The sequence below is a fragment of the Bradyrhizobium sp. Leo114 genome (assembly GCF_055229415.2).
The window spans coordinates 1-25,365 of the sequence record NZ_JBUYEN020000039.1; the positions used below are offsets into that span (position 1 = coordinate 1).

At 59.3% G+C, this 25,365-nt stretch carries 22 protein-coding genes and 1 pseudogene; 12 read left to right on the forward strand and 11 right to left on the reverse strand.

What is annotated here, in order from left to right:
• Positions 1–140 precede the first annotated feature (140 nt).
• The 7 genes from ACZIRK_RS33905 (at position 141) to ACZIRK_RS33935 (ending at position 6,266) form a co-directional block, all read left to right on the forward strand.
• Positions 141–431, forward strand: a complete 291-nt coding sequence (locus tag ACZIRK_RS33905; RefSeq protein WP_474418941.1) for a hypothetical protein — start codon at positions 141–143, stop codon at positions 429–431.
• The gene (locus ACZIRK_RS33910) at positions 403–903 is read left to right on the forward strand and encodes a hypothetical protein (protein ID WP_456645655.1); all 501 of its coding nucleotides are present in this window, start codon (positions 403–405) and stop codon (positions 901–903) included. The genes ACZIRK_RS33905 and ACZIRK_RS33910 overlap by 29 nt, the downstream gene beginning before the upstream one ends.
• 46 nt (positions 904–949) lie before the next feature.
• A complete protein-coding gene (locus ACZIRK_RS33915) occupies positions 950–1,303 on the forward strand; it encodes a hypothetical protein (RefSeq protein ID WP_456645656.1) in 354 nt (117 codons plus the stop codon).
• A 320-nt stretch (positions 1,304–1,623) separates the two neighbouring features.
• Positions 1,624–2,043, forward strand: a complete 420-nt coding sequence (locus ACZIRK_RS33920) for a hypothetical protein (RefSeq protein ID WP_130224807.1) — start codon at positions 1,624–1,626, stop codon at positions 2,041–2,043.
• Between the two features lie 961 nt (positions 2,044–3,004).
• Positions 3,005–4,192 (forward strand): AraC family transcriptional regulator, encoded by a 1,188-nt coding sequence (locus tag ACZIRK_RS33925; RefSeq protein WP_130224809.1) that lies wholly within the window; start codon positions 3,005–3,007, stop codon positions 4,190–4,192.
• A gap of 664 nt (positions 4,193–4,856) precedes the next feature.
• A complete protein-coding gene (locus tag ACZIRK_RS33930) occupies positions 4,857–5,513 on the forward strand; it encodes a response regulator transcription factor (RefSeq protein ID WP_130224811.1) in 657 nt (218 codons plus the stop codon).
• A gap of 360 nt (positions 5,514–5,873) precedes the next feature.
• A complete protein-coding gene (locus ACZIRK_RS33935) occupies positions 5,874–6,266 on the forward strand; it encodes a response regulator transcription factor (protein ID WP_028164516.1) in 393 nt (130 codons plus the stop codon).
• Between the two features lie 612 nt (positions 6,267–6,878).
• Here ACZIRK_RS33935 and ACZIRK_RS33940 read toward each other — a convergent pair.
• A complete protein-coding gene (locus ACZIRK_RS33940) occupies positions 6,879–7,445 on the reverse strand; it encodes a sulfite oxidase-like oxidoreductase (protein WP_207230978.1) in 567 nt (188 codons plus the stop codon).
• Between the two features lie 223 nt (positions 7,446–7,668).
• A complete protein-coding gene (locus ACZIRK_RS33945) occupies positions 7,669–8,205 on the reverse strand; it encodes a PAS domain-containing protein (RefSeq protein WP_130224815.1) in 537 nt (178 codons plus the stop codon).
• A 332-nt stretch (positions 8,206–8,537) separates the two neighbouring features.
• Here ACZIRK_RS33945 and ACZIRK_RS33950 point away from each other — a divergent pair, with 332 nt between their 5' ends.
• Positions 8,538–9,542 (forward strand): helix-turn-helix domain-containing protein, encoded by a 1,005-nt coding sequence (locus ACZIRK_RS33950; RefSeq protein ID WP_165435114.1) that lies wholly within the window; start codon positions 8,538–8,540, stop codon positions 9,540–9,542.
• Between the two features lie 224 nt (positions 9,543–9,766).
• Complete coding sequence (locus ACZIRK_RS33955) at positions 9,767–10,174, forward strand: globin domain-containing protein (RefSeq protein WP_245474606.1); 408 nt, start codon at positions 9,767–9,769, stop codon at positions 10,172–10,174.
• A 112-nt stretch (positions 10,175–10,286) separates the two neighbouring features.
• On the opposite strand, the pseudogene ACZIRK_RS33960 reads toward ACZIRK_RS33955, so the two are convergent.
• A pseudogene (locus tag ACZIRK_RS33960) lies at positions 10,287–10,443 on the reverse strand (IS5/IS1182 family transposase); the annotation flags it as partial.
• A gap of 131 nt (positions 10,444–10,574) precedes the next feature.
• Here ACZIRK_RS33960 and ACZIRK_RS33965 point away from each other — a divergent pair.
• From ACZIRK_RS33965 to ACZIRK_RS33975, 3 genes are all read left to right on the forward strand, one after another.
• Positions 10,575–15,419, forward strand: a complete 4,845-nt coding sequence (locus ACZIRK_RS33965; RefSeq protein WP_130224819.1) for a trifunctional serine/threonine-protein kinase/ATP-binding protein/sensor histidine kinase — start codon at positions 10,575–10,577, stop codon at positions 15,417–15,419.
• Positions 15,420–16,500: 1,081 nt separating this feature from the next.
• Complete coding sequence (locus tag ACZIRK_RS33970) at positions 16,501–17,541, forward strand: LysR family transcriptional regulator (RefSeq protein ID WP_207230979.1); 1,041 nt, start codon at positions 16,501–16,503, stop codon at positions 17,539–17,541.
• A 339-nt stretch (positions 17,542–17,880) separates the two neighbouring features.
• Complete coding sequence (locus tag ACZIRK_RS33975; protein ID WP_245474615.1) at positions 17,881–18,108, forward strand: integrase core domain-containing protein; 228 nt, start codon at positions 17,881–17,883, stop codon at positions 18,106–18,108.
• Between the two features lie 174 nt (positions 18,109–18,282).
• Here the strand turns inward: ACZIRK_RS33975 and ccoS are convergent, their stop codons facing one another.
• The 8 genes from ccoS to ccoN are packed head-to-tail and all read right to left on the reverse strand — an operon-like array spanning position 18,283 to position 25,282.
• The gene (gene ccoS / locus ACZIRK_RS33980) at positions 18,283–18,477 is read right to left on the reverse strand and encodes a cbb3-type cytochrome oxidase assembly protein CcoS (protein WP_035690432.1); all 195 of its coding nucleotides are present in this window, start codon (positions 18,475–18,477) and stop codon (positions 18,283–18,285) included.
• A complete protein-coding gene (locus ACZIRK_RS33985) occupies positions 18,474–20,753 on the reverse strand; it encodes a heavy metal translocating P-type ATPase (protein ID WP_474418942.1) in 2,280 nt (759 codons plus the stop codon). Before ACZIRK_RS33985 ends, ccoS begins: the two co-directional genes overlap by 4 nt.
• Positions 20,754–20,801: 48 nt before the next feature.
• Complete coding sequence (locus tag ACZIRK_RS33990; protein WP_474418949.1) at positions 20,802–21,599, reverse strand: DUF2189 domain-containing protein; 798 nt, start codon at positions 21,597–21,599, stop codon at positions 20,802–20,804.
• 5 nt (positions 21,600–21,604) lie between these two features.
• Positions 21,605–21,850 (reverse strand): hypothetical protein, encoded by a 246-nt coding sequence (locus tag ACZIRK_RS33995; RefSeq protein ID WP_130224825.1) that lies wholly within the window; start codon positions 21,848–21,850, stop codon positions 21,605–21,607.
• On the reverse strand, positions 21,847–22,728 hold the full coding sequence (gene ccoP, locus ACZIRK_RS34000; RefSeq protein ID WP_130224827.1) for a cytochrome-c oxidase, cbb3-type subunit III: 882 nt from the start codon (positions 22,726–22,728) through the stop codon (positions 21,847–21,849). The genes ACZIRK_RS33995 and ccoP overlap by 4 nt, the downstream gene beginning before the upstream one ends.
• Positions 22,719–22,889, reverse strand: coding sequence for a CcoQ/FixQ family Cbb3-type cytochrome c oxidase assembly chaperone (locus ACZIRK_RS34005; RefSeq protein ID WP_028164533.1), 171 nt, complete (start codon positions 22,887–22,889; stop codon positions 22,719–22,721). The genes ccoP and ACZIRK_RS34005 overlap by 10 nt, the downstream gene beginning before the upstream one ends.
• A gap of 2 nt (positions 22,890–22,891) precedes the next feature.
• Positions 22,892–23,623: a cytochrome-c oxidase, cbb3-type subunit II gene (ccoO, locus tag ACZIRK_RS34010; protein WP_130224829.1), complete on the reverse strand. Its 732-nt coding sequence runs from the start codon at positions 23,621–23,623 to the stop codon at positions 22,892–22,894.
• Between the two features lie 3 nt (positions 23,624–23,626).
• Positions 23,627–25,282: a cytochrome-c oxidase, cbb3-type subunit I gene (gene ccoN, locus ACZIRK_RS34015; RefSeq protein ID WP_130224831.1), complete on the reverse strand. Its 1,656-nt coding sequence runs from the start codon at positions 25,280–25,282 to the stop codon at positions 23,627–23,629.
• Positions 25,283–25,365 lie beyond the last annotated feature (83 nt).

Below are 25,365 nucleotides of genomic sequence, written 5' to 3' on the forward strand. Positions count from 1 at the left end.
CCTACATCGCCGAAACACTCGAGGCGATCATCGACGGCCATCCCCATAACAGAATCGAAGACCTCATGCCGTGGCGGTTCCGCAAAACGTCAAGCCAGTGTCAATAGGGTTGCGGCTAAGCGCTTACGGATGAGAAAGGCATGCGGGGGATTGACAGCGATGTCTTCCCGAAAGCTTTTCCGGATCACCTGTGGACGAACGACGGCGCCAGACGCAAAGCTCGAGCCCGCTGGCTCGGCGCCGACCCAAGAGGCTATGCCGCCGCATACCGCATGCTTGTCAGCGCCGAGACGCGCAAGGAGCTTGCTGACGTCGCCTGCCCGGTTCTGGCGCTCGCGGGAAAATACGTGGCTTTAGAGGGCGAGCGCATAAACCTTCGTATCGTATCCGGGACCCCTTTAGATGCCGCAGGGTTACCTACGTTCAATTGAGCCGCTGATCGCGATCGTCTTAGGTTGGATGCATTGGAAAGGTGCACAGGCTCATAAAGTGCGACAGTGGAAATGGAATAATGGACGAATAGCGAACGACATTGGGCGCGAGATGAACAATCACATTTGGCATGCAACACTGGTCGCATTCACGGTCATGCTGTCGGTTTCCACAATCGGTCACGCTCGCGCCCACGATCATCAACGCCCTGAGTTGAACAGTTGGTATGAGAGCTTGTCCAGTGGCAAGGGGCCCTGCTGCGATGGCAGTGATGCGAAGCGCGTTGATGACGCCGATTGGGAAACGAAAGACGGTCACTATCGCGCGCGCATTGATGGCGAGTGGGTTGATGTTCCGAACGACGCTGTCGTGGATGGACCGAACCGCGCTGGTCGCACGATGGTCTGGCCCTACTATCTGCACGGCGCTTTGGTTGGCGTCAGATGCTTCATGCCGGGGAGCATGGGTTGATGCGAGCGCAGGGCGATCACGCCTTGCACATAAGCGTGAGTGAGACATGTCCAATCCCGTCGCAAAGATTATCGATCGGCACCTGAAAATCTGGAACGCTCGACATGCCGCTGAGCGCATCACGGGCATCCCTTTAACCTATGCAGAAGACGTGGTCATCGGCGAGCCGGCCGCGTGGTTTTCTGGTTTTGCGGGCATTGAACTCGCGATTAAAACGGTACAGGCGCAGATGCCGGAAATGGAGCTCGCCGTCACCGGCCCGATCCAGACAACGGGGGAGATGTCTACGTACACTTGGGCGCTCGCGGGGAAAGACGGCAACCCGGTCGTCAAGGGCCGGGATGTAATCACGGTAAAGCACGAACGAATCATCAGTCGATACGTTTTTTTCGACACCTGACCTTTAGGACGCGCGCCGCCTTTCCTTTGTGTGCACCCCCTCGCTTCCGGGGCCTTTGGGGCACAGAGCAAAGTGCCGGTTGGCGCGGTGTCAAGATATTTGCAAATCATATCGCTGTAACGTTTGTACCAGCTCGTACAGAATAGGCGGCGGTGCGCGATGTGGCGCATGTCTAACGCTCAGGCGCTTGTCTTCGTCGCGACGGTCATTATGGTCGCGCTGGCGGTGTGGATGGCCCAGTAGCCAACTGAGGAAGGCAACGATGGCGCATTGATCAGAAAACCCGGCCTATGCGGCGCTGCCCCCAGAGCGCGCGCTGGGTGTTCGCGGCGATCGAGGCGGCCATCGGTGACGGCAGCAAGGCGAGCGTGAGCTACGTCGCGTTCCGGCTGGACCACGACACCGCACGGCCTGCGGTGTCGCGGTCGCCGAAGTTGCTCGACCGTCTCGGGATGATCGCGATTTCGCCGGGCCGCATCTGGTCAATGCGTTCCGGCTCCCGTACGGCTGGCGGTTTCCGCCAACCGTGGCAGCTCAACCCACCAGGAGCTGGCGTCTGGGTTCGCGGCTTATTTAATGACTTCCACGTGAAGGAGATTGCAATGACCAAAGCTAGCACCACTCCTCCGAACGTCACCAAAGCTAGCACCACTTCTCCTATCGTGACGAACGCTGAAAGACATTCACGCCTTGCGTACTCATTGTTTTTCCCGCGCTATTGCTGCGTGGTCTGTATGTAGCCTTCACCGCCGGACCAGCCGTGCCGACTTGGTCTCGCGATAGCAGAAGAAAATCGTGACCTCTGTGCGAAGTTTGGAATGCGCGCCGCGATCAGCGAGTTTCTCGCCTGCGTCAATGAGCTAACTGTTATCCGGCGAAGGCAGGTTGACCGCGACCGCGCGGCCGAGATTGGTTTGCTCTGGAGCACGGGTCCTTCATCACCATCCCCACTTCTTCGGGCATGATCAGCCCCGATGGCGGGTCGCGATGCTCTCAGGATCAGTCAGTTCGCGCCTTGCAGCAGGCGCAGAACTGTGTCTGCTTCCCCTAGGCAATCGTCGCAGCCTCGGGATCAGCGGGATCGCGTTACGCTGTCACGCCGCCGCGGTGCGTTACGGTCAAGCGTTACGATGCGTTACGTCGCGGGCCGTTACGAAAAAGCGTAAATGCGTCCGGCAAATTTGAGACAGGCTCCACCCTGTGGGGCGATCTTCTGATCGATACCAAAGAGCTTCCTGGTCTACACTGGCATCTATAGACGCCGTCCGAAGAAGCTCACGATGAGCAGGGCTCATTCAAGATGAGACTGGATCACGACCTCTAACAGGATACGTAATCGCTCATCGCTCCGGTGCGCGGTCAGCAGCAATTTCGAGCGCGCCGAGATCCGGTCGCGCCGCTCCCGAACCTCAAGCGGCTTTCCTTTGAGTTTACAAATAAGTCGAAACGGGGATATCCAAAAGTCGCAGCCCTGCTCCGCCAAACGTCTAACCCGTTTCGCCCTTCCTGTCAGACGTGCAAACGCGAGTGCAATTGAGGACTTGCCTGTCGTAGGGCAGGATCACCTCGTATCGCTTGTAGCAGCTTTCGGGCGAAGGAAGCTGCCGCTGACGCGGGGCCTACTACCCCCAACACGGGCACCGCGATCGCGACAACGGAATGGATGAATGAAATCCTGAATAGGACCCGGAGTTCGTCTCCATGCGTCTAGCCGATGATGACCAGTTGACAGCACTCCAATTCAAGCGAACCCGAAAAGCGATAGCAGAAGGCCGCCCACCACATTCGCCCTCCACGCTGCGAGCCGAGATCCAGCAAGTCCGTTTAGGCGAGAATTTATCGAAACCACGCGATTCGCTGAACGGCACTGAAGATCTGCAACAACTTTCAAGATCACAAGTGTTGCTTCCGATAACTCGATCCCCGATCATTGCACGTGACCATGACTCGTCCAATTTCGATCCAGCTCGCCAATTGGATGGTTACGTCGCGGCGGACGGGATCCATCCTGTCGTTGAAATCTCTCCTTCCGAGGCTGTGACACGCCTCACTGTAGCGGGGCAAGGCATGGCGGCCGAATCTGTGCGATTCGCCAGCCGAAGCAAAATCCAACATCATTTTCGGGCTCCAATGCATATGCTCGTGATGTACGAGAAGGGAGAGCGCCGCAACGGAGAGACATTTGTGGAAGGTCTGCCGCGATCAGCGATCCGGAACCTCGAGCGGAAGCTGACATTCGTGCCGGCTGGCCGCGAATTTCATGATTGGCACGAGCCGCGCGGGTCGCAGATGCGGCTCATGTACTTCTACTTCGAACCTGAGAAGGTGAAGGCTCTTTCCAAGCCGGGCATCACCGACCTACCGGACGCTCCACGCCTACTATTCGAAGACGAAACGCTATGGCACACCGCGCTCAAGCTGAAGACGTTCGTCGAGAGCTCTGCAGGAGACCCGATCTCCTTCGGGAGTCTCGGTACTCTGCTCATACATGAAGTCGCGCGTTTCACTTGTGGGATGCCCAGCATTCAACCTCAACTCCGAGGTGGCCTTGCACCGTGGCAGCAACGACTCGTCACTGCCTATATCCACGAACATCTCAATGAGCGGATACCGATTGGCACGTTGGCGCAGCTCGTTCGTCTGAGCCCGTATCACTTCTGCCGGGTATTCAAGCAATCACTCGGAATGCCGCCACATCGATACCAGACCAGCCGTCGTGTTGAGCACGCCAAGGTACTGCTGGCAAAACGCGCAGGCTCGATGGCGGAAATCGGTTTGGCGGTAGGCTTCAGAACTCCTAACGCGTTCGCCACGGCGTTCCGGAAGGCGACCGGAATTGCCCCCACGGATTATCGCCGAAGTGTGGCTCCTCCTATGACACATGAATGAGCTGCGTGCGTTGCGACCAATTTTGCTATTCGGAAAATGGAGGCATCTCGGCCTCACATTGCGATAAGGATGATCGGGCTTTCGGTGCCGCTAGAAAGCAGCTCACGAGCCTGAGGAAGACATGCGTCTACGAGTGATGGCCCTGGCAGCATCCGTTCTCGCGACCGTAGCGGCGAGCACGGTATCGCACTTAAACGGATCATTTCGTCTGAAGACGCCGAACCAGTTAACACGCAGCAAATCGGAGATCTGGCCGTACTCGATGCTCCCCATAGCCCATCGGCAACCGGCCAAGACTGCTTTGCCATCTTGGCTCCGCGAGCTGGAAGACTCTTGGCGAACAGGAAGCGGAAAGCCCGGAGCGGGAGTTCAGCAAAGCGACTGAAGGCTGAAGCGGCGCAAGGGGAACACCCTTGCCCAACGGCCACAGAGCGATGCGAGGGGCGTTCCGCAATCTGTCGCTGCTAACGGAGCGTGAGTTGAGCTGACATTTCATCGGTCGGCTTACACCAAGGGTCCTGATGACCATCGACCTGGTGAACTTCTCGTGGCCACGAACGATGGCGTTCTACACTGGAACTCTCGGGAGGCGTTGTGCGTTGAATGGCCCTCGTGAAGGTGATAGTTTTACACTGCAAGTCGGCGCGTATCGGAAGAGTATCTCGTGGCGCAGCATTCTAATCAAAAGCGTGCCGTAGCCGAGGCACCAACTATCGTCATCGTTGACGATGACAAGGACTTCCGCGACTCTCTCGGAGATCTGTTCAACTCGGTCGGCTACAAAGTCAAATTGTTTGGGTCGGCCGCAGAGCTGCTCGAAGGCGAGTTGTTACGCGACGTGGCGAGCTGCCTCGTGCTTGACGTCAGATTGCCCGGCTTGGGCGGTCTCGCTTTTCAAGCCGAGCTGTCGAAAGTGAACGCTTCCATTCCCATCATCTTCATGACCGGCCACGGCGACATTCCGATGTCGGTCAAGGCGATGAAGGCAGGAGCTGTGGATTTTCTGACCAAGCCGTTCCGCGATCAAGATATGCTGGATGCAGTGACGATCGCGCTGGAGCGCGATCGAACGCGGCGGAAAGCCGAGCAGCGGCTCACGGAGCTGAAATCGCGTCTCGAGCGTTTGAGCCGGCGCGAGCGAGAGGTGCTGGCTCTCGTGACTACCGGCTTGAGGAACAAGCAGATCGCTTTCCAGCTAGACGTAGCTGAGATCACTGTGAAGGCGCACCGCAGCCACGTGATGCAGAAGATGGGTGCGCAATCGCTGGCTGAGCTTGTGAAAATGGCGGAGGCGCTTGGCATAAAGTCGCCGCGCTCCTAATCGCTTCATGATGGCACGTGGCTCCATCCGCAAAGACGTTCTTGTTTGCGTAAGCCAATTCATGCTTTTAATCGGCTGCCGAAAGGGTGCTGCGGCCGCGTCAAGCGCATCGACGTGGCATCAGCGTACGCGTTCGGACGTGGCCCAAACCGGGCTGAACTATTCAGAAGTTCTGCATTGATTGTTCCAGAGTATAGCATCGATTATTCCGAAGTGTGGCATCGCCCGTCCACAATATAATCGCCAAGTCGAGACCCTTGTCGTTACACTTTCACTGCTGGGGATGCGGTCCGCCGCGCGATGATTGGATAGCCGCGCAGTGTGCTTCTTGAAATGGACGCGGAACGCGAGATGCGGGATATGCCCAGCAAGAGTCAAATTTCGATCATCGATGATGATGAGCAGTTTCGCGCGGCGTTAGCGGATCTCATGCGAGCAATGGGTTTCACGATTGAGGCCTTTTCGTCCGCAGTGGATTTTTTGGCGTCTCCCAACGTACGCCATACGTCCTGTTTGATCGTTGATGTCCACATGCCGGGCATGACTGGGACTGAGTTGCATAGCAACTTGGCAGGATCTGGCTATAACATACCAACAATTCTGATCACCGCTTACCCCGATGACCGCACGCGAGCTTGGGCTCTAGGTCATGGCGTCGTTGGCTACCTGACCAAACCCATCGACGAGGAGGTTCTGCTCGGATGCGTCGAATCGGCTCTGCAGCGCGCCAAATCGGATGAAGATCCGTCATGACCGCTCAATCACCTGCCGGCGCGCGACCAGGAGTTCGGTCATATTGTGGTTTGCGCTCGGGCCGACGATCGTGAACTATACCGCCTTCGGACAGCTGGAAAATCGCATCTGCCTTCGCTAGGCTCCACGAGCGCCGCAAGCAAATTCGAATTTCAGCAATAATGATCAAGCAATCGAGCGCAAAAACGGCAAATGGGCTAGGACCACTGGAAATCGGAGATGTGGAACTGGGGATGATTTCTTATCTGGCTCTCGCGGCCTGACGGCGAGATATTTGGAACAATTTGCGCCGGAGCAATCCTCGAGGTCGTCGCCGTGACCCATGGCGAAGTCACGAAAAATGGCATTTCGGTGCAGACGGTACTCGCGGGCGGCTTGCCGTCCGTTCAAGGGATCGAGTTCACCTGCAGCAGGTGATCCTCAGCTTAATTGGACGGCACCTAAGCAGACAGGACGAATGAACCGGTCTAGCGATGCCCGGACTGACCTTTATGCACTCGTTCATCCTTATGTTGTTGTTCTGATGAAGTCGTACCTGTAGGTGAAATAGTCTAACGATTGGCTTCGAGCAGCCGTACTTGAGAGCGACCCATATCTCCAGCGTCCCGATGTTCAGCTCGAAGATCGCTGCTCTTTGAACGGGTCGCCGTAGACGTGATATCCGTTAAATTCCCATAGGCCCGGCGATTCGCGATCCAATAACTCGATCCCGCGCACCCACTTCACGCTCTTATACGCATAGAGGTTTGGTACCACGAGGCGCAGCGGGTAGCCATGCTCAGCAGTAAGCGGTACGCCGTTATGCCGCAGCGCGAAAATCGTTGTCGGGCGCAGAAAATCCGAGAGTGGCAGGTTTGCCGTGTAGTTGTTCTCGCCATGGACCATCACATGCCGCGCCTCTGGCCGCAACTTCACTCGCTTCATCAATTCTGTGGCGAGCAATCCTCCCCAATGGTTGTCGAACCGGCTCCAGCCGTTGACGCAGTGCATGTCCAAAAATACCTCGCTCTGCGGCAGATTGGAGAGCTCTTCCCACGAAAGCCGCAGCTGCTCCTCTACCAGGCCGAATACGCGAAAATCCCACGTCCTGGGACGAAAGAGCGGCACCGAGCCCACATGCAGCACCGGCCACTTGAGCGTCAGCGACTGTCCTGGGGGCAGCCGCCCAGCGTCACGCATCTCACGCTCCCGTTCACGTCGCTCGTTCGATCGCACAGCTAGCTCCATCGCAAATGTATGGCGCGCGCAAAAGCACCGCGCGCCCTAGTTAGCGTACTTGTAATTTCCAGGGCCCGAAAACGCGGTCAGCCGGGTGCGGCGGACAAACATTGAGCTTCTGGTACGCCACATGCCGAGAAGGTCCCTATGAAGAACTACGGAACCAGAAGCGGCGAAGGGAGCCTCACTGCTCCTCCCCCTCACCGATCTCGGAATCGGAATTATTTGCAGACTCGGAGAGTAAGCCAGGGACAGTCTTGCTGGTATTGTGACGGAAAATGTTGACGGCTCCGATCACCTCGTCCTCGTTGTCACGAATTGGAAAGACATTAACGAGCGCCAGAAGACGATTGCCGTTCGGATGCTCGCAAATCACATCGGCGTTGCGAACGGTGGCGCCGTTGTTGATCACCACGGATGGTGGTGCAACTTCGTGCGGCATCACTTCTCCTGAAGGGTAACGCAGAAGGTGTGACCCGCAATACTTTTCCGAGGTTCCCAGAGACGGCGTGCGTCCCCAACCCGCGATTGCAGCTTTGTTGCACTTGACGACAGTGGCATCCTTTTCGAGAACGTATATCCCTACTGGGATAGAATCCATTGCCGCTTGGTCTGCAAGAATTCCTTTTGTGACGAGGTGCCCGTCGACGACTTCTCCTCGGAAGTCGATTTTGTCGAAGTCGCCATCCAAAATCATCGTGCTCGTTGCGTTGGTTGCCATTTTCAACCTCCTTTGCGTACTCACATTGTTCATAGGATCTATTCGGCCTTACACTCGAATTTGAGTAAGCATAGTCTCGCAGGTCACTACCGTCGTCTCACCGTGCGCCGCACGATGTCTCATTTTGCGCCGATCGCCATTCGGTTGTTGTTCAGTTAAGGCCGCGGAGAGGCGGGTGCGGTGATCAGCTCGCCCGCTGGAATCGAGACGCAAAGGAACTCTCCACATCCGCTTTAAAAAGTGGCAGCCCCAAAGTCTGGCACCCTCGCTTTGCCCATGTAACCGGTCTAAGGTTAGGTTTCCAAGGCATTTGGTCGGCCCACGGGATGGTCATGCAAGTCCATTTTTCCACGGACCATATTGCGCCGCGCGACCGCGTGAGGTTCTGGTGCGACTATTTCGCGAAGCAGGCCCATAGCATCACGCCGGGCGAGATTCCGGATCCCGCTGCCTTTCGCGCGGAAGCGAATGGATCGATTGCAGGCGAATTTGCGCTGCTGGAGATAAGTTCGGGACTTGAGAGGGTCCAACGGACGGCGGCCGACGTTGCCAGGGACAAGATCGAAGCGTTCTTCGTCCGCCGATTTCGCGCGCCGGTCATCTGGAGGGCCGCGGCACGCAGCACGCCAGTCGACCTGATGCATGAGCCGGGTGATTTCTGCATAAGCTCGACCGAATGGCAATTCAACGCGGAATGGAAAGGCCCAGCGTCGTTCGACATGCTGATCATCCCGCGGGCTGCACTCTCGCCGATTATAACCGGGGGCCGACTGGAACGCCCGTTTCGGTTGGCCGGTGCCTCGCCGCTCGGCTCGCTGCTCGGCGCAGCTATTGATGCGGCGAAGGCGCAAGCCCCGCTGCTCTCCAACGAACACGGTGAAGCCGTGCTGCGCAATCTCTGCGGTCTCGTGGCACTGAGCTGTAACATCTCCAACGAAGGCATCAATCGGGGGCGGGATTCGCTACAATCGGCGCGGCTCGCGGCCGCCAAGCGTTACGTCGACCTGCATCTCGCCGATCCTTCCCTGACCGCCGCCAGCGCCGCGGCCGCACTCGGCATCTCGGCGCGCCAGTTGCATCGCCTGTTCGAGGCAAACAATGTCAGTTTCGCCCGATACGTTTCGCGCGAGCGACTGCTCCGGTGCCGCGACGCCGTCGCCGACGCGACGGGAACCGGCCGATCGGTGATCGATATAGCTTTTGGCTGGGGGTTCAACAGTATGGCGACGTTTTATCGCGCGTTCGCAAGCGAGTTCGGTAGCCCGCCCACCATGCTGCGTGCGGCATCGCAAGGACGAGTGAATGGCCAGCGCACGACAGGAAAGGACACATCGTGAATTGCTCGGGGCGATCTCCCGCTTGGCGCTAAATGAGACGTTGCTTGGCGCTAAATGAGGCGACATCGCAACTGCTTCCGTGTGAATGACCCACGGAAATCGCGCGCCAATGAGATGCGTCAGGTTGCACGACGCTTCTATGCGCCTGAGCTGTCGCATCCGATTGCTATCATGTGTCGCGCGCAGCCGAGTGAGCCGCGCCCGCGCGCAAAGGAAATGACATCGTGGATGCTGTGCAGCAGGAGCTTGTTCAGACCACCTTCGCCCGGCTCGCGGCGATGCCTGAGGTCGCCGGGGCGTTGTTCTACGAGCGGCTATTCGCCACCAATCCGAATTTCCGGCCGCTATTCAGAAACAACATGCGTATTCAGGGCGTCAAGCTAATGACCATGCTCGCTATGGTCGTCTACAATCTACCCGCGCTGGATCACCTTTCGCCCGCGATCCATGACCTTGCCCTCCGCCATGTCGAGTACGGGGTTAAGCTCGCGGACTATGACGCGGTGCGGGAAGCGTTGCTCTGGACCCTCGAACAGGCGCTTGGAGAGGATCTCACGCCCGCCGTTCGTGAGGCGTGGACGGTCTGCTACGATGAACTCGCGGGTGAAATGAAGGCGGCGGCCGGCGTCTGATTTACGATCTCCCGCCTGGCACTAAGCGCCTTTTTTCCTCTCTGGAAGCGGTGATCCCGATATGTCCGTTCCGGGTCTTGGTTGTGTGCAAACGGATAGGATCGGCGCGCGGCCGTTGTCGGCCGACGTTTATGACCTCGTGCGTAACAATCAGATGGTGTCGCGGTGTCCACCGCGACCTGGACATTATAGCCGACGACACCCGATCCACGTCCGCTGGTGGCCATCGAACGGGCATCCGGATCGGTCAGCGATATCTGTTGATCCGGCGTATTGCGCATCGTACGCATACGACGAAGACCGCCTGATTGACGCATGCGCGCGAGAGCCGGGTAGCGCTATGATAGCGCTGCGTGAAGGTTAGGCAGCTTGCTGAAGTGGTGATGCTGTGGCAACAAGAATGTCACCTATCCCGGGGCTCTCGGGGTACGTGCTGGTGCCCCTGCGGGAAAGCGCGGACTTTGCCCTTTACCGCGGCCGAAAGCACGACGACCCCTCGCCAGTCCTGGCGATCGCACTCTTTGAACAGGCGCCGCCTCACAGTATCAGGCGGCTCATGCACGAATACTCGTTCGCAGCCGAACTCGATCCCGCGTGGGCTGCCAAGCCTCTGGCCATTACTCGTCACGAAGGGCGGACGATCCTCTTACTCAAGGACCCCGGCGGTCAGCCGCTGGATCGGATTCTTGAGCGTGACCAGGGGCAACCGCTCGACCTGACTCGCTTCCTTCGTAATGCCATTGGGTTGGCAAGAACACTCGGTCAAGTCCATCAGCAGGGCCTCATACATAAGGATATCAAGCCTGCGAATGTCCTCGTCGACGACTCCGGCAACGCATGGCTCACCGGATTCGGGATTGCGTCCCGACTTCCGCGCGAGCGCCAGTCGCCCGAACCTCCCGAGTTCATCGCGGGAACGCTCGCCTACATGGCACCCGAGCAGACGGGACGAATGAACCGTTCCATCGATTCTCGGAGCGACCTTTACTCGCTTGGAGTGACGTTTTACGAAATGCTGACCGGCAGTCTTCCATTCACGGCCTCCGAGCCGATGGAATGGGTGCACTGTCACATCGCGAAACAACCAGCCGCACCCAGTGAGCGGGTGGAAACCGTCCCGGCTTCGGTCTCCGCGATCACGATGAAGTTGCTCTCCAAGACGGCGGAGGAGAGGTATCAGACAGCGGTGGGAGTTGAAGGCGATCTTCGGCGCTGCCTGTCCCAATGGGAGTCCCAGGGGTGGATCGATGATTTCACTCCTGGCTCTCGCGACACCCCGGATCGCCTCATGATTCCCGAGAAGCTGTACGGAAGGGACCGCGAGGTTGACACTCTGCTCACCGCCTTCGACCGCATCGTTGGCGGTGGCCGAGCGGAACTGGTGCTGGTCTCCGGATACTCCGGCATCGGCAAATCCGCAGTCGTCAATGAGCTCCACAAACCACTCGTGCCGCCACGCGGCTTGTTTGCGTCGGGCAAATCCGACCAGTACAAGCGCGACATTCCGCATGCCTCGCTGGCCCAGGCGTTTCAGAGCCTCATCCGGCGGCTCCTCAGCCAGAACGAGGAAGACGTGCGCAAATGGCGGGACGCACTTCGTGAGGCGCTGGGTCCGAACGGACTGCTCCTCGTCGATCTCGTTCCGGAACTGAGGCATGTCATTGGCGAGCAGCCGCCGGTGTCCGAATTGCCGCCGCAGGAAGCGCAGAGACGTTTTCAGATTGTGGTTCGACGGTTCATCGGCGTATTTGCGCGACGTGAACACCCGCTCGCGCTCTTCCTTGATGACATGCAATGGCTGGATGCCGCCACACTCGACCTTCTTGAAGATCTGTTGACCCGCAACGATTTGCAGCACTTACTGCTCATTGGTGCGTATCGGAACAACGAGATCAATGCCACCCACCCGCTGGTACGTAAGCTAGAAGCGATCCGTCAGGCCGGAGCGGCAGTGCAGGACATCGTTCTCACACCACTCAGTCGCGACGATCTGGGTAAACTGCTTGCGGACTCGCTTCATTGCCAATTGGAGCGCGCCGCCCCACTGGCAGACTTGATTCACGAAAAGACCACGGGCAACCCGTTCTTCGCAATCCAGTTCATTTCTACTCTGGCGGACGATCGCCTGCTGACATTCGATTACCGCGCGCGGCGTTGGGTATGGGACCTGCTCCGCATTCGTGCCAAAGGCTTCACGGACAATGTTGTAGAGCTGATGGTCGAGAAGTTGAAGCGCCTTCCGCCAGAAACCCAGAAGGTACTCCAGCAGTTCGCCTGCATGGGCAACAGTGCAGAGTTTGAGATGCTGCGGATTGGGTATCAGGGCTCGGTCGAGGACCTGCACGCCCATCTCTGGGAAGCCGTGCGATCGGGCCTCATCTTCCGTGCGGACAATTCCTACGGCTTCCTGCACGACCGCGTGCAGGAAGCCGCCTACTCGATGATCCCGAAGGAGCTGCGTGCCGAGGCTCACCTGCACATCGGAGTGCTCCTCGCCGTGCACACGCCCGCTGAAAAACGTGAAGAGGCGATATTTGAGATCGTCAATCAACTCAACCGGGGCTCCCATCTCATCACCTCTGTCGAGGATCGTGAGCGCGTCGCAGAACTGAATCTGATCGCAGGCCGGCGCGCGAAACTCTCGACGGCATACGACTCGGCGCTCAAGTATCTCAGGGCCGGCAGAGCCCTTCTTGCAGAAGAGACTTGGGAACGTAATCACCAGCTCATCTTCTCGATCGAGTATCTGACAGCCGAGTGCGAGCTACTGACCGTCACGGTTTGCCTGGCCGCCGGGGATCCACTCGCGGAAGTGCAAAAGGAATGCGAGAACGGCCTGGCATTTGCTAGGCGGGTGGGTTTCGGCCCGCTCGTCGAGCGCTGCGGAGCACAACTCGGTTTGATTCTGACCTTGCGCGGGCTGACTGCGACGTTCGGGTGCCTGGATCATGAGGGATACAGCGAACTCGATACCGAACGCCGCTTGGCCAATAGCCCCGATCTGGTGCTCGCCGAGTTCTATTACTGGACGCGAAAGCTGCAGGCGCACTTTTTTGCCGGGGACCTTGCGTCGGCGGTCGACGCCTCGCTGCACGCGGAACCGCTGCTTTGGACGTCGGCGGCAATGTTCGAGTCAGCGGTGTATCGATTTTATGGCGCGCTGGCGCACGCGGCGGTCTGGGATCACGCCACACCGGAGCAGAGACCGACGCATTTCGATTTTGTGCTGGACCAACACCGGCAGCTCCAAATGTGGGCGGAGGTCAACCCCGAAACCTTCGAAGACTGCGCTGCCTTGGTCGGTGCCGAGATCGCCCGCATTGAGGGCCGGCTACTGAACGCTCAGGAGCTGTACGACAAGGCCATCCGCGACGCTCACAAATACGGGTTCGTGCACAACCAGGCAATTGCCAACGAGATTGCCGGGCGTTTCTACGCAGAGCGCGGTTACGAGAAGATCGCGGCGACCTATTTGCGGGCCGCGCGGGCCTGCTACCTGCGCTGGGGAGCCGACGGAAAGGTTCGCCAACTCGAGGAGCTTTATCCGCACCTCAAGGTGGACAAGTCGATCCCGGATTCCACCGCGACAATAGTGGCACCCAACGAGCAGCTCGATTTGGCTACCGTAATCAGAGTCTCGGAAGCCGTGTCAGGCGAGATCGTTTTCGAGAAGTTAATCAACACGCTCATGAGTTCGGCAATCGAACACGCGGGCGCCGATCGAGGTCTCTTGATCCTTCCGCGAGGCGACAAATATCAAATTGAAGCGGAGGCCACAACCAGCAGTGACAACGTGAACGTGGTCCTGAAACAGGCACGCGTCACGGCCGCAGATCTACCGAAGTCTGTGTTTCGCTACGTCCTTCGGACAAAAGAAAGCGTTCTCCTGCACGATGCGTCCAGTCAGAGCGCGTTTTCAGAGGATGGCTATATTCGCGACCACCGCTCACGGTCAGTGCTCTGCCTGCCGATACTTAAGCAGACCAGGTTGATCGGGATGCTGTACTTGGAGAACAACCTTACGACTGCCGCGTTTACTCCTGCTCGAATGGTAGTCCTCACACTGCTCGCTTCCCAGGCGGCTATCTCAATAGAGAACGCCAGCCTGTACCGCGATCTAGCTGAGCGGGAGGCCAGGATCCGACGGCTAGTGGATGCTAACATCATCGGCATCTTCGTCTGGGATCCGGACGGTCGAATCATCGATGCCAACGAAGCGTTTCTCCGCATCGTCGGATACGGCCGCGACGATCTCGTCTCCGGTCGACTGCGCTGGCGGGATCTGACGCCCGCCGAATGGCGAGATGCCGACGACCGACGTGTGGCGGATCTGGAGGCGACCGGAACCACGCAACCCTACGAGAAGGAGTACTTCCTGAAAAGCGGCGGCCGCGTGCCGGTGCTGGTCGGGGCAGCGACGTTCGGCGGGCGACACGACCAGGGCGTGGCCTTCGTGGTCGACTTAACCGAGCGCAAGCGGGCGGAGAAGGAAATTCGCGAAAGCGAGCGGCGTTACGGCGAGGTGCAGATGGAGCTCGTGCACGCGAATCGAGTCGCAACAATGGGGCAGCTCTCGGCTTCGATTGCCCATGAAGTCAACCAGCCGATTGGGGCGACGCTCAACAATGCCTCTGCGGCGTTGCACTGGCTGAGCAAAGAACCGGCAGATCTGGAGAAGGCTCGGCAGGCTCTCAACCGGATTTTTGCAAACGGCAATCGCGTCAGCGAGGTCATCGGCCGCATGCGCGCGCTTTTCAAAAAGGCACCTCTCCGGAAAGAAGACGTGGACATCAACGGAGCAATCCTCGAGGTCATCGCCCTGACCCGTGGCGAGGTCGTGAAGAATGGCATTTCGGTGCAGTCACACCTCGTGGAGGGCTTGCCGCTCATTCAAGGAGATCGGGTTCAGCTGCAACAAGTGATCATGAACCTGATCATCAACGCTATTGAAGCATTAAGCTCGGTCAGCGAGCGGTCGCGAGAGTTAGTGATCACCACTGGTAAGGTCGAGCCGGACGGCGTGCTCGTCGTAGTGCGGGATTCGGGTCCAGGTCTGAGTTCACCGGGTCTCGAGCACATCTTTGACGCCTTCAACACGACAAAGCCCGGCGGCTTGGGGATGGGTCTATCGATCTGCCGCACCATCGTTGAAGCGCATGGGGGACGACTATGGGCTACCGCCGCCCAACCTCAGGGCGCGACTTTTCAGTTCACCCTGCCTGCACAGTCAAGTCAGGCGATGTAAACTGAACATCCTGCAGCTGGCCATGTGTGGACCGCTCCGGGTGGGCAAGGAGAATCTTCATTTTACAGCATTGCACGCAGCAGGCATGTGTTCGGCCTGTTTGCGCGCTGCACATAACCGCTGGCCATAATGCCCTACGCGGATCAAGTCCCGATCAACAGCACGCATTCGAAAATGCCGTGGCCCATGTGAGCCGTCCTGATCGCCGGATCGACCGGCACTGCATTAAGTGCTGTTCGCCCTCCCAACCGTTACGTCACGCTGGGTGTCCGGTGCATCTCGTCTCGATCACGCCACGAGCGGCGGGTGCGTTGTATCGTTCGTTCTTGGCCATCATAGCCCAAGCGGTTCTGGCGAGTTTGTTGACGAGCGCGATGGCAACGACCTTGGTGGGTCGCCGGGCCAACAGTCTAGCGAGCCAAGGCCGATGCCGCGTGCCATGCACCTTGACATGGCGGATCACGGCGAGTGAGCCAGCCGTGAACAAGCTGCGACCCGGTGGTCCAGATCACTGAGGCGTGGGACACGCTACGGATGCAAGCCCCATGAAATACTCACTCAACAAACTATGCAAGAATGAGAACGCCGTAACAAGAACTGCGCTTAACGCCGCGATCGAGCCGCCGCTCTATCTCTAGTCCGCGCAACAACATCAGGCACAGCAGCGTCACAGAGAACAAGAATGCGCGCCATATTCCCAGCGTCAACTGCATCGCCTAATGGCGCCGAGGTGACCGTCAAGGACACCAAGCGTGGCAACGCATGATTTGGACGATCGGACATGTGTTTCGGACCCTCGGATTGAGCTTGTCCTAGTCTTGGGGACACGACGATAATTATCGCGGGTCTCGCGGCTACGATTTTCTACGCAACCGCGACGTTAAAAGGAATCAACATCGGTCAGAACACTTTACCGCAAGATCAGAAACATTTTCGCAAGGCGCGGGTCGACAATTCCGAGCCGGCAGGCAATATCTGTTTCCGCGGAAGCTCCGCGACAAACCGCTTGACCATCGCCCTGCCTACAATGGCAACGAACCTGGAAAGAGTCCGAACCACAGCAAAACTTTCGAGTATGAGTATGCGGCTGCAGCTTTATCAGGTGCGATATTTCTTAGCCCTAGCAAAGACGCTCAATTTTACGCAGGCTGCGAAGCAATGCAATGTGACGCAGCCGGCGCTGACAAAGGCCATACAAAAGCTGGAGGAAGAACTCGGTGGCACGTTGATTCACCGTGAACGTCACCTCACCCAGCTGACCGAGCTGGGCAAGATGATTTTGCCCACGCTGGAAAAAATATTTGCGGCCGCGGAGGCGGTGCGGCTTCAGGCGCGAGGCTATCAAAAGAAGACAATAGCTCCGCTTAAGATCGGGCTGGTGCCGTCGGTCTCCGCCGCACTCATCACGGAATTGCTGTTGGAGCTCGCCAGGATCATCCCTGACCTTCGACTCGATCTGCGGGAGGCGGATGCCAACGGGCTCGTTGCGATGCTTTTGGATGGCGAGATCAATGCCGCGCTCGTCGGTGACGCCGTGGAGCTACCTGAGCGTATCGATCGCTGGCCACTGTTCGAGGAACGATACGTGCTCGTCCTGTCGCGGAAACATCCGATGGCGAGGCAAACCGTTATCCCGCTCCAAGACTTGCATGAGGCGGTATTTCTCGAAAGGGTCGGATGCGACGTCGCAGGCCGATTCAAGCAGGCTTGTTTTGTCGACCATCCAGGCCCTAAAGTTGTGCACAGGAGCGCCCAGGAAAGGCATCTTCAGCAAATGGCATCCGCTGGTTTTGGAGCCATCCTGGCGCCAGAGCACGCTCCCAGGCTGCCGTCGCTCGCCGCTATTCCAATTGAAGGCGACCCTGTCCGGCGCGAGGTGCAGCTTTTGGCCGTGGCGGGGAGGCAGTATTCGCCGGCGCTTGACGCCTTTATCAAGGTCGCTCGCGTTCGCGACTGGACGAGTGCGCTGGACAAACTCCGCCGCGTATCTGCCCCTGCCTCAAACAGAGACAATGTTGGCAAGGCTGAAGCACAAGGTGCGGGCGCCTTGGTCCAAATCACAGGCTCCGGTCCCGCCTCCTCATGCCCGAGCTTGTCGCGGGCATCCAGCCGCCGTTGCTGAAGTGACGCGAAGTCGTGGATGGTGGGAACAAGCCCGGCCATGACGCTGTTGCAGTCGCCACGCGTAGCCTTACATCATCGGGGTGCTGTAGGGCGCTGGCGGGTCGCCTGCCACGTCCAAAAGCCTCAGGCCCATATCAGCTCGGCTTCGGCACAGCGGGGCAATGCCATCTCGCGTAGACATCCAGCCTGCGGGTGAAGGGCCCTTCCGTGCTCACCTGATCTGGCTCTTGATCGGTTCGATCTTCGTTGCCTTCGATTGAAGACGCTGAACAAATATCCAGTTGCGGCCGACCGAGTAGTGGTTGCGGCCGAACTAGGTATATTCACGCGGTGCCGTATGAGATCCACACTGCGCTCACCGACGACGTCATTCAGTTCGCCGATCTACTGCCCAGAAACCGGCGAGGGACCTACCGCCAGATGGCGTGGCCATCCCTTTGATCGCGCCTGCCGGAGCCATGGCATTGAACATCGGCTGAGCCAGCCTAATTCTCCCTGGAGCAATGGTCAGGTCGAGCGAATGAACCGCACCCTCAAGGAGGCGACCGTCCGACGCTATCACTAAGAGGATCCAGCTCCGCGATCACCTCGCGGCATTCCTCGTTTCCTACAACTTCGCCAACCGATTGAAGACTTACAAGGCTTCACACCACACCCTATGAGCGAACAGCAAAGCTTGGACCGACAATCCCGGGCGATTCAGATACGATCCAATCCACCTCACATCGGGACTGAACAACTAGTTGCGGTGACTCGGCTTGTCCCCGTGCGCCCTCGCTGTGTTGTCAGGCCCATCGCGACTTTCGAACAGGATTCGTTCGGCGGCGCCCGCAAGATCGTCATATTGGCCGCTTCGCAGCGACCACATGAACGCGCCGAGCGCTATGGCGCCGAGCGCGAGCGCAACGGGAATCAGGAAGAAGTAATCTGTCATCGGGCTTTCTCCATCGCAAGTGCCCGGCCGGAGATATCGCCAGCGGGCGCGCGCCCGCGCGGCTCTTTGCGCGAGCGCCAGCCCTGCAGTCGCAGGGCATTGGCGATCACGAGCAGTGACGAGGTCGACATCGCCACCGCCGCCACCAGCGGTGTCACATGGCCGAGGATCGCGATGGGCACTGCAATGGCATTGTAGCCGATGGCGAGGATGAGATTCTGGCGCACGAGCTGCCGCGCATTGCGCGCAACCGCAATGGCCTGCGCCACGGCGAGAAGACTGTCGTGCAGGAAGACGAGGTCGGCGGCATTGCGTCCGACATCGGCGGCGGTGGCCGGAGCCATGGATGCATGGGCGGCGGCGAGGGCAGGCGCGTCGTTGAGACCGTCGCCGACCATCAGCACGCGGTGTCCTGCCTCCGTCAGATCAGCGATGTGTTTCGCTTTGTCCGCGGGCGAGACGCCGGCGCGGTAGGCAAGTCCGAGGTCCGATGCAAGATGGCGTACCGGTTCGTCTCGGTCGCCAGACATGATCTCGACGCGGCATGCTTGATTGGACATGGCAAGCACGGCCTCGCGGACGTCCGGGCGAAGATCGCTATCGAAACGGAAGGTCGCGCGCAGCCGCCCGTTCTCGGAGAGGACAACGCCGGTGGTGGCCGACTGTTCGGCTGCCGCCGTCAGCGCCCAGTCCGCCCGGCCCAGCCTGTAGGTCGTCGTGCCGATGGTGGCCTGCATTCCAGCGCCCGGCTGCTCTGAAAGATCGTTCAGCGCCACAGGCGTGACGGCATTGTCGCGTCCCGCGGCGACCAGCGCGCGCGAGTAGGGATGACGTGAATGGGCCGCGATCGAAGCGGCGATCGCCAGCGCCGCGAGATCGATGTCATTGCGATTCATGAGCCGGAGCCGATCCATGGTCAGCGTTCCAGTCTTGTCAAAGATTACGGTGTCGACTTTGGCGATGCGCTCCAACGCGCCGCCGTCCTTGACTATGACGCCGCTCTCGAACAAATGCCGCGCGGCAACGACCTGCACCATGGGCACGGCAAGGCCGAGCGCGCAGGGGCAGGTGATGATCAGCACCGCGATGGCGATGGTTGCCGCGCGATGCAGGTCGCCTTCCACGATCATCCAGCCGATGAATGTCAGGAGTGCGGTGACATGCACGACCGGCGCATAAAGCCGCGAGGCGCTGTCCGCAACGCGCCGGTAGACCGAGCGCCCGGCTTCGGCCGCTTCCATCATTCGTACCATTTCGGCGAGAAATGAATCTTTCGCGGCAGCCGTCGCGACGAGGGTGAGCGGGCCGGTCAGGTTCAGCGTACCCGCGGACAGCGCCGCGCCCGGTGCAACCGGCTGCGGCAGGCTCTCGCCGGAGACCAGCGAGCAGTCGATCTCCGATTGTCCTGTTTCGACGCGGGCATCGACCGGCACGCGCTCGCCCGCCGCCAGCAGGATGTGCATATTCGGCCGGATCTCGTTCACCGGCAGATAGGCGTGGGTGCCGTCGTCCTGCACCACGAGCGCGCCGCGCGAGGACAGGCGGGCCAAGCCTCGGACAGCGGTCCGTGCGCGCTCGCGCATCATGTGATCGAGCGTGCGGCCGATCAGGAGAAAGAACAACAGTGATATTGCGGCGTCGAAATAGGCGTGCGCTTCATGATGGAACGTTTCGTAGAGGCTCATGCCCAAGGCAAGCAGCACGCCGATGGAAATCGGAACGTCCATATTGGTCTGGCCATGGCGCAACGCGCGCCAAGCGGAAGAAAAGAATACGCGGCCCGAATAGATCAGCGCGGGGAAAGCGATCAGCGCGGAGATCCAATGAAACATGTCGCGGATCGGGGCGTCCGCGCCGGACCATACCGACACTGACAGCAGCATGATGTTGCTGGCGGCGAAACCTGCCACCGCAAGCGCGCGGATCAATTCTTTCAGTGTCTCCTCGGTCTTGTCCGTGCCCGCATCGTGAAGGTATGCTTCGTAACCGATTTTGTTGAGTGTCTCGATGAACGGTGCGGGCGGTTTGTCCGCCTGCCAGCGAATTGCGACCCGCTTGGAGGAGAGATTGACCCGCGCTTTTTCCACGCCGGGAAGCGCGCCGAGGGCCACTTCGACCTTCTGGATGCAGCCGCCGCAGTGAATGCCCGGCACCGAGAGGTCAGTCTGGCGGACGCCGTCGCCGATGATACGGCTCGCGAGCAACACTTCCTCATTCGCGGTGTGGGGATCGGCCATCGCGAGAGCGAGTTCAGCGCTGGGCGCACAACAACTCATCGGCACTCCGTTTCTGCACTTCGCCGGCATTCCGCCGGCGGCGTGTCGTTATATTGCGGCTTCGACCGCCATCGCGCTATAGGCGTGCCAGGTGCCGTGCCCGAGCAGGGGAAACACGATGATCAGGCCCAGCATTCCAGTGGCAAGGGAGAGCAGGAACAGTGCAAGCGCAATGGCACCCCAGGTCAGCATCACGGTCAGGTTGTTCCAGACCAGCGCCATACTCGAGCCCATGGCGGTGAGGGCGTCAACGCGCTTGTCGAACATCATGGGAATTGAAAACGCGCTGATGGCAAACGAGAAGGCCGCGAACAGTCCGCCGACGGCGCTTCCGACAATGAGCATCGCCCAGCCGACCGGCGTGGTGAATAGCATCGGTGCGATATACTCGAGGCCGGTAAACGGCACCAGGCCGAAACACAACGCGTAGATGATCACCGCCGCGCGCATCCATGTGATCATCAAAAGGCACAACAGGACGCCCACGAACAGGATCTGTCCGCCGCATCGCGGCCTGACGAAGATCATGTTCGCGAGATTGACGGGCAGGCCGGCGGCGAGGCGGCGGCTTTTTTCATACAGGCCGATTGCGAGGATCGGGCCCACCACCATAAAGCCGGCGAACGCAGGAAATAGGATGTAATCCCACTCTAGGCGAAACAGGCCGTCGACAATCGCAACGGACGCGAGAAAGATCATCAGGCCGTAGCTCAGGCTCGTCATCGGCTGCACGGTCAGGTCGTGCCAGCCTTTCGTAAGCCATGTGAAGGCATCGGCGGGAACAAGTAAGCGATGCCAGCGGTTTTTTGTGGGAAGCGGAGGCAAGACGGTCGGGATCATGGTCATGTCGATCATTCCACCTGCGCTTTGGTTGTCATGGAGGGTTTAGATGAACACGACGAGGTCGCCGCGCTGAAGCTCTTGGTGCCGTTGCCTTCGCCGTGCGAGAGATGAGCGACGCAGTCCGGCTGTGAGGATACAGCCACGTAAAGCAGATGCGCATTGGCGGCGGCAAACACGATCAGTCCGATGCCGATCGACAGCCAGACGATGGACTTCGCCTTCCACCCACCATGGGATGCCGCCGCGCTGCTCATGGGGCGGGCATCCTCTCATCGAAAAGGTAGAGCGCCAGGATCTTGCGATCGAGCGGTGTCAGGCGGCCCTCCCATGACGGCATGTGGCCCTGCCGTCCATTCCACAGCGTGTTCGTGATCGTCTGCACGTCGCCGCCGTAGATCCAGAACTTATCGGTCAGGTTCGGTGCGCCCACGTCGCTGTTGCCCTTAGCATCCTCGCCATGACATGCAGCGCAATTGGCAGCGAATATCTCCTTGCCAGCGTCCACATCGCCGGGCTTTGCGGTCTTCGCGGTGGATGGATCGGAGAGCGAGCGCACGAAGGCCACCACCTTGTCGATATCAGCTGGCTGGAGAATCTGATCATGGCCGAAAGCCGGCATCTGCGAGGTGCGGCTGTCAGGATGCGGCGAGTTGATGCCGACGCGGATGGTCTCGGCAATGGCGTCCGGATCGCCGCCCCACAGCCATGAGGTGGTGGTCAGGTTCGGGAAGCCGTGACCACCCTGCGCGTTGAGCCCATGGCACGCGGCGCAATTGTCGCCGAACACGGTGCGGCCGGTCTGACGCACGATGTTCATCAGCGCAGGATCGGCTTGAATCTCCTGAAAGCTTTTGGCCTCGATCTGCTTAGTCCATGCGCTGCGGCCGAAGGCGGCTCGCTTCAGCGAGTCCTGTACGATGTTGCGTTGGTCGAGGCCGAGCAGTCCTTTGGTGTAGCTGACGCCGAGTGGCCACGCGGGCATCAACACCCAGCAGCCGACCGAAAAGACAAAAGCAATCAACAGGAAAAAGTACACCGCGCGCGGAACGGGTGTGTTCAATTCCTTGATGCCGTTCCACTCGTGCCCGGTCGTGAGATAACCGGTGTAGTAGTCGCGTTCTTCTACCGCCATGGTCCATCCTCGTTGTGCAGGACCGACTTCGCGGCGCGATCGAACGCCTTTTTGTTCGACGGCCAATAGGCGTAGACGACGGTGATGATCGAGAGTGCGATCAGATAGAACAAGCCGAATGACTTCGAGAACCACACCAGCGTACCGTGTCCGAGATCCATGATCACCTCGCAGCTTTTGCGACGGATTTGTGCGCCGCGTCGGTCAGGTGGCCGAGCACCTGGAGATAGGCGACCAGGGCGTCCATCTCGGTGAGTTCGCCAGGCCTGCCGTCGAACGCGCGGACGTTGGTGGCCTTGCCGTAGCGTTGGGTGACGCCATCGGCGTAGGGTGATTCCGGCGCGGCCTGGCCGTAGGCGTCCTTGCTCGCATTCGCGATCATGTCGTCGGTGTAGGGCACGCCGATGGCGCGCTGGGCCTTCAGGTGCGCGCCGAGATCATCGGTGCGCAGCGTCGTTTTCAGCAACCACGAATAGGCGGGCATGACGGAAACGGAAAGCACATCGCGCGGGTTGTTGAGGTGCGCGACGTGCCATTCGTCGGAATATTTGCTGCCAATGCGTGCGAGGTCCGGTCCCGTGCGCTTCGAGCCCCACAGCATCGGATGGTCGTATTTCGATTCAACCGCGAGCGAGTAGGGGCCGTAGCGTTCGACCTCATCGCGCAGGGTGCGGATCATCTGGGAATGACAGGCGTAGCAGCCTTCGCGGATGTAGATGTTGCGGCCCGCCAGTTCGAGCGGCGTGTAGACGCGCATGTCGGGCGCGTCTTCCACCGTCTGGTGGATGGTGAAGAGCGGCGCGATTTCTACGAGGCCGCCGATGCTGGCCACAAGGATGATGCCGAGAGTGAGGCCGATGGCTTTGCGTTCGAGCCGATAGTGCAGTCCGAACACGGCTTACTCTCCCGGTTGAAGGACGGTCCCGCCGAGCACCGGCGATGGCATGTCGGTTGCAGATTCATGCACCTTGCGAATGCCGGTTCTGATCGTCATCCAGATGTTGTAGGCGCCAACGATCGCGCCGATCAGGAACAGCAGACCGCCGATGGCGCGCGCGATGTAGTAGGGATGCATCGCAATCAGCGAGTCGACGAAAGTATAAGCGAGGGTGCCGCTCTCATTGTAGGTCCGCCACATCAGCCCCTGGATGATGCCGGAATTCCACATGGCGAAGACGTAAACAACGGCGCCGGCAAGGGCGAGCCAGAAATGCACCTCGACGAGCCGCGGCGAATACATGCGGTCGCGTTTCCAGAGCCACGGCACGATGGCATAGATCGATCCGAACGTGATCATGGCCACCCATCCGAGCGCGCCGGCATGGACGTGGCCGACGGTCCAGTCGGTGTAGTGGGAAAGCGAGTTGACGGGTCGGATGGCGAGGAATGATCCTTCGAAGGTGGTGATACCATAGAACACCGCCGCCACCATCATGAAGCGCAGCGTCGCATCGTCCCGCACCTTGTCCCATGCGCCGTTCAGCGTCAGCAGCGCGTTAGCGGCGGACGCCCACGACGGAATCAGCAGCATTAGCGAGAACGTCATGCCCAGCGTCTGCACCCATTGCGGTAACGCCGTGTAGTGCAGGTGATGCGAGCCCGCCCACATGTAAAAGAAGGTGATGCCCCAAAAGCTGATGATCGACATCCGGTAGGAATAAATCGGCCGTCTGGCGCGTACCGGCACGAAGTAGTACATCATGCCGAGGAAGCCGGCGGTGAGGAAGAAAGCGACGGCATTGTGACCGTACCACCATTCGGTCATGGCATCCTGCACTCCGGAGAACAGCGAGTAGCTCTTGGCGCTGCCGAACGAGACGGGGACGGCGAGGTTGTTGACGATGTGCAGGATCGCAATCACCAGGATGAAGGCCATGTAGTACCAATTGGCCACATAGATGTGCGGTTCCTTGCGTCGTGCGAGCGTGCGCAGATAGATGGCGAAGTATACGACCCACACCACCAGCAGCCAGATATCCGCGTACCATTCTGGCTCCGCGTATTCCTTGGACTGGGTGATACCCATCATGTAGCCAGTAACGGCGAGCACACAGAACAGATTGTAGCCGAGCAGAACGAACCACGGGCTGAGCTGATCGGGCAGGCGCGCGCGCGAGGTCCGCTGTAGTACGTAGTAGGATGTGGCGATCAGTGCGTTGCCGCCGAAGCCGAAGAGCACGCTGGTGGTGTGAACGGGACGCAGCCGCCCGAAGCTGGCCCAACCGGCATCAAAAGTGAAGTCGGGCTTCACCAAGAGCCACGCCACCCAGTCACCTATAAAGAGGCCGAACACGGCCCATATCATCGCGAGAATAATGCCGAATCTCGTCGGATCGTCGTAATAGCGGTTGAGGCGTTCGTCGCCGGGTTCAGGATCGTAGTAGACCGAAATGACTTTGAATATCCCGGCAAGCGCTGCGACCCCGATGAGCGCGCCGTGAATGCCGAGCGGATCGTCCTTGCCTGCTATGCCAAATATCAATCCACACAGCGCGAGCGCGAGCAGGATCAATAGCGCGTATTGACGTTCAGCCTTGGTCAGTTGTCCGATCATTGTCTTGCTGCCTTCCAAAACCGGAATTCCGATTTGGTCTGCATTGAAAACTCAAAGGTCAGGTCAAATCGCCTGGTGGGTCC

What these genes read in the sequence shown, in the direction of transcription:
- ACZIRK_RS33905 (WP_474418941.1), top strand. Translation starts at nt 141, where the DNA reads ATGCGGGGGATTGACAGCGATGTCTTCCCGAAAGCTTTTCCGGATCAC.
- ACZIRK_RS33910 (WP_456645655.1), top strand. Translation starts at nt 403, where the DNA reads ATGCCGCAGGGTTACCTACGTTCAATTGAGCCGCTGATCGCGATCGTC.
- ACZIRK_RS33915 (WP_456645656.1), top strand. Translation starts at nt 950, where the DNA reads ATGTCCAATCCCGTCGCAAAGATTATCGATCGGCACCTGAAAATCTGG.
- ACZIRK_RS33925 (WP_130224809.1), top strand. Translation starts at nt 3,005, where the DNA reads ATGCGTCTAGCCGATGATGACCAGTTGACAGCACTCCAATTCAAGCGA.
- ACZIRK_RS33935 (WP_028164516.1), top strand. Translation starts at nt 5,874, where the DNA reads ATGCCCAGCAAGAGTCAAATTTCGATCATCGATGATGATGAGCAGTTT.
- ACZIRK_RS33940 (WP_207230978.1), bottom strand. Translation starts at nt 7,445, where the DNA reads ATGCGTGACGCTGGGCGGCTGCCCCCAGGACAGTCGCTGACGCTCAAG.
- ACZIRK_RS33945 (WP_130224815.1), bottom strand. Translation starts at nt 8,205, where the DNA reads ATGGCAACCAACGCAACGAGCACGATGATTTTGGATGGCGACTTCGAC.
- ACZIRK_RS33950 (WP_165435114.1), top strand. Translation starts at nt 8,538, where the DNA reads ATGCAAGTCCATTTTTCCACGGACCATATTGCGCCGCGCGACCGCGTG.
- ACZIRK_RS33965 (WP_130224819.1), top strand. Translation starts at nt 10,575, where the DNA reads ATGTCACCTATCCCGGGGCTCTCGGGGTACGTGCTGGTGCCCCTGCGG.
- ACZIRK_RS33970 (WP_207230979.1), top strand. Translation starts at nt 16,501, where the DNA reads ATGCGGCTGCAGCTTTATCAGGTGCGATATTTCTTAGCCCTAGCAAAG.
- ACZIRK_RS33975 (WP_245474615.1), top strand. Translation starts at nt 17,881, where the DNA reads ATGAGATCCACACTGCGCTCACCGACGACGTCATTCAGTTCGCCGATC.
- ccoS (WP_035690432.1), bottom strand. Translation starts at nt 18,477, where the DNA reads ATGACAGATTACTTCTTCCTGATTCCCGTTGCGCTCGCGCTCGGCGCC.
- ACZIRK_RS33985 (WP_474418942.1), bottom strand. Translation starts at nt 20,753, where the DNA reads ATGAGTTGTTGTGCGCCCAGCGCTGAACTCGCTCTCGCGATGGCCGAT.
- ACZIRK_RS33990 (WP_474418949.1), bottom strand. Translation starts at nt 21,599, where the DNA reads ATGACCATGATCCCGACCGTCTTGCCTCCGCTTCCCACAAAAAACCGC.
- ACZIRK_RS33995 (WP_130224825.1), bottom strand. Translation starts at nt 21,850, where the DNA reads ATGAGCAGCGCGGCGGCATCCCATGGTGGGTGGAAGGCGAAGTCCATC.
- ccoP (WP_130224827.1), bottom strand. Translation starts at nt 22,728, where the DNA reads ATGGCGGTAGAAGAACGCGACTACTACACCGGTTATCTCACGACCGGG.
- ACZIRK_RS34005 (WP_028164533.1), bottom strand. Translation starts at nt 22,889, where the DNA reads ATGGATCTCGGACACGGTACGCTGGTGTGGTTCTCGAAGTCATTCGGC.
- ccoN (WP_130224831.1), bottom strand. Translation starts at nt 25,282, where the DNA reads ATGATCGGACAACTGACCAAGGCTGAACGTCAATACGCGCTATTGATC.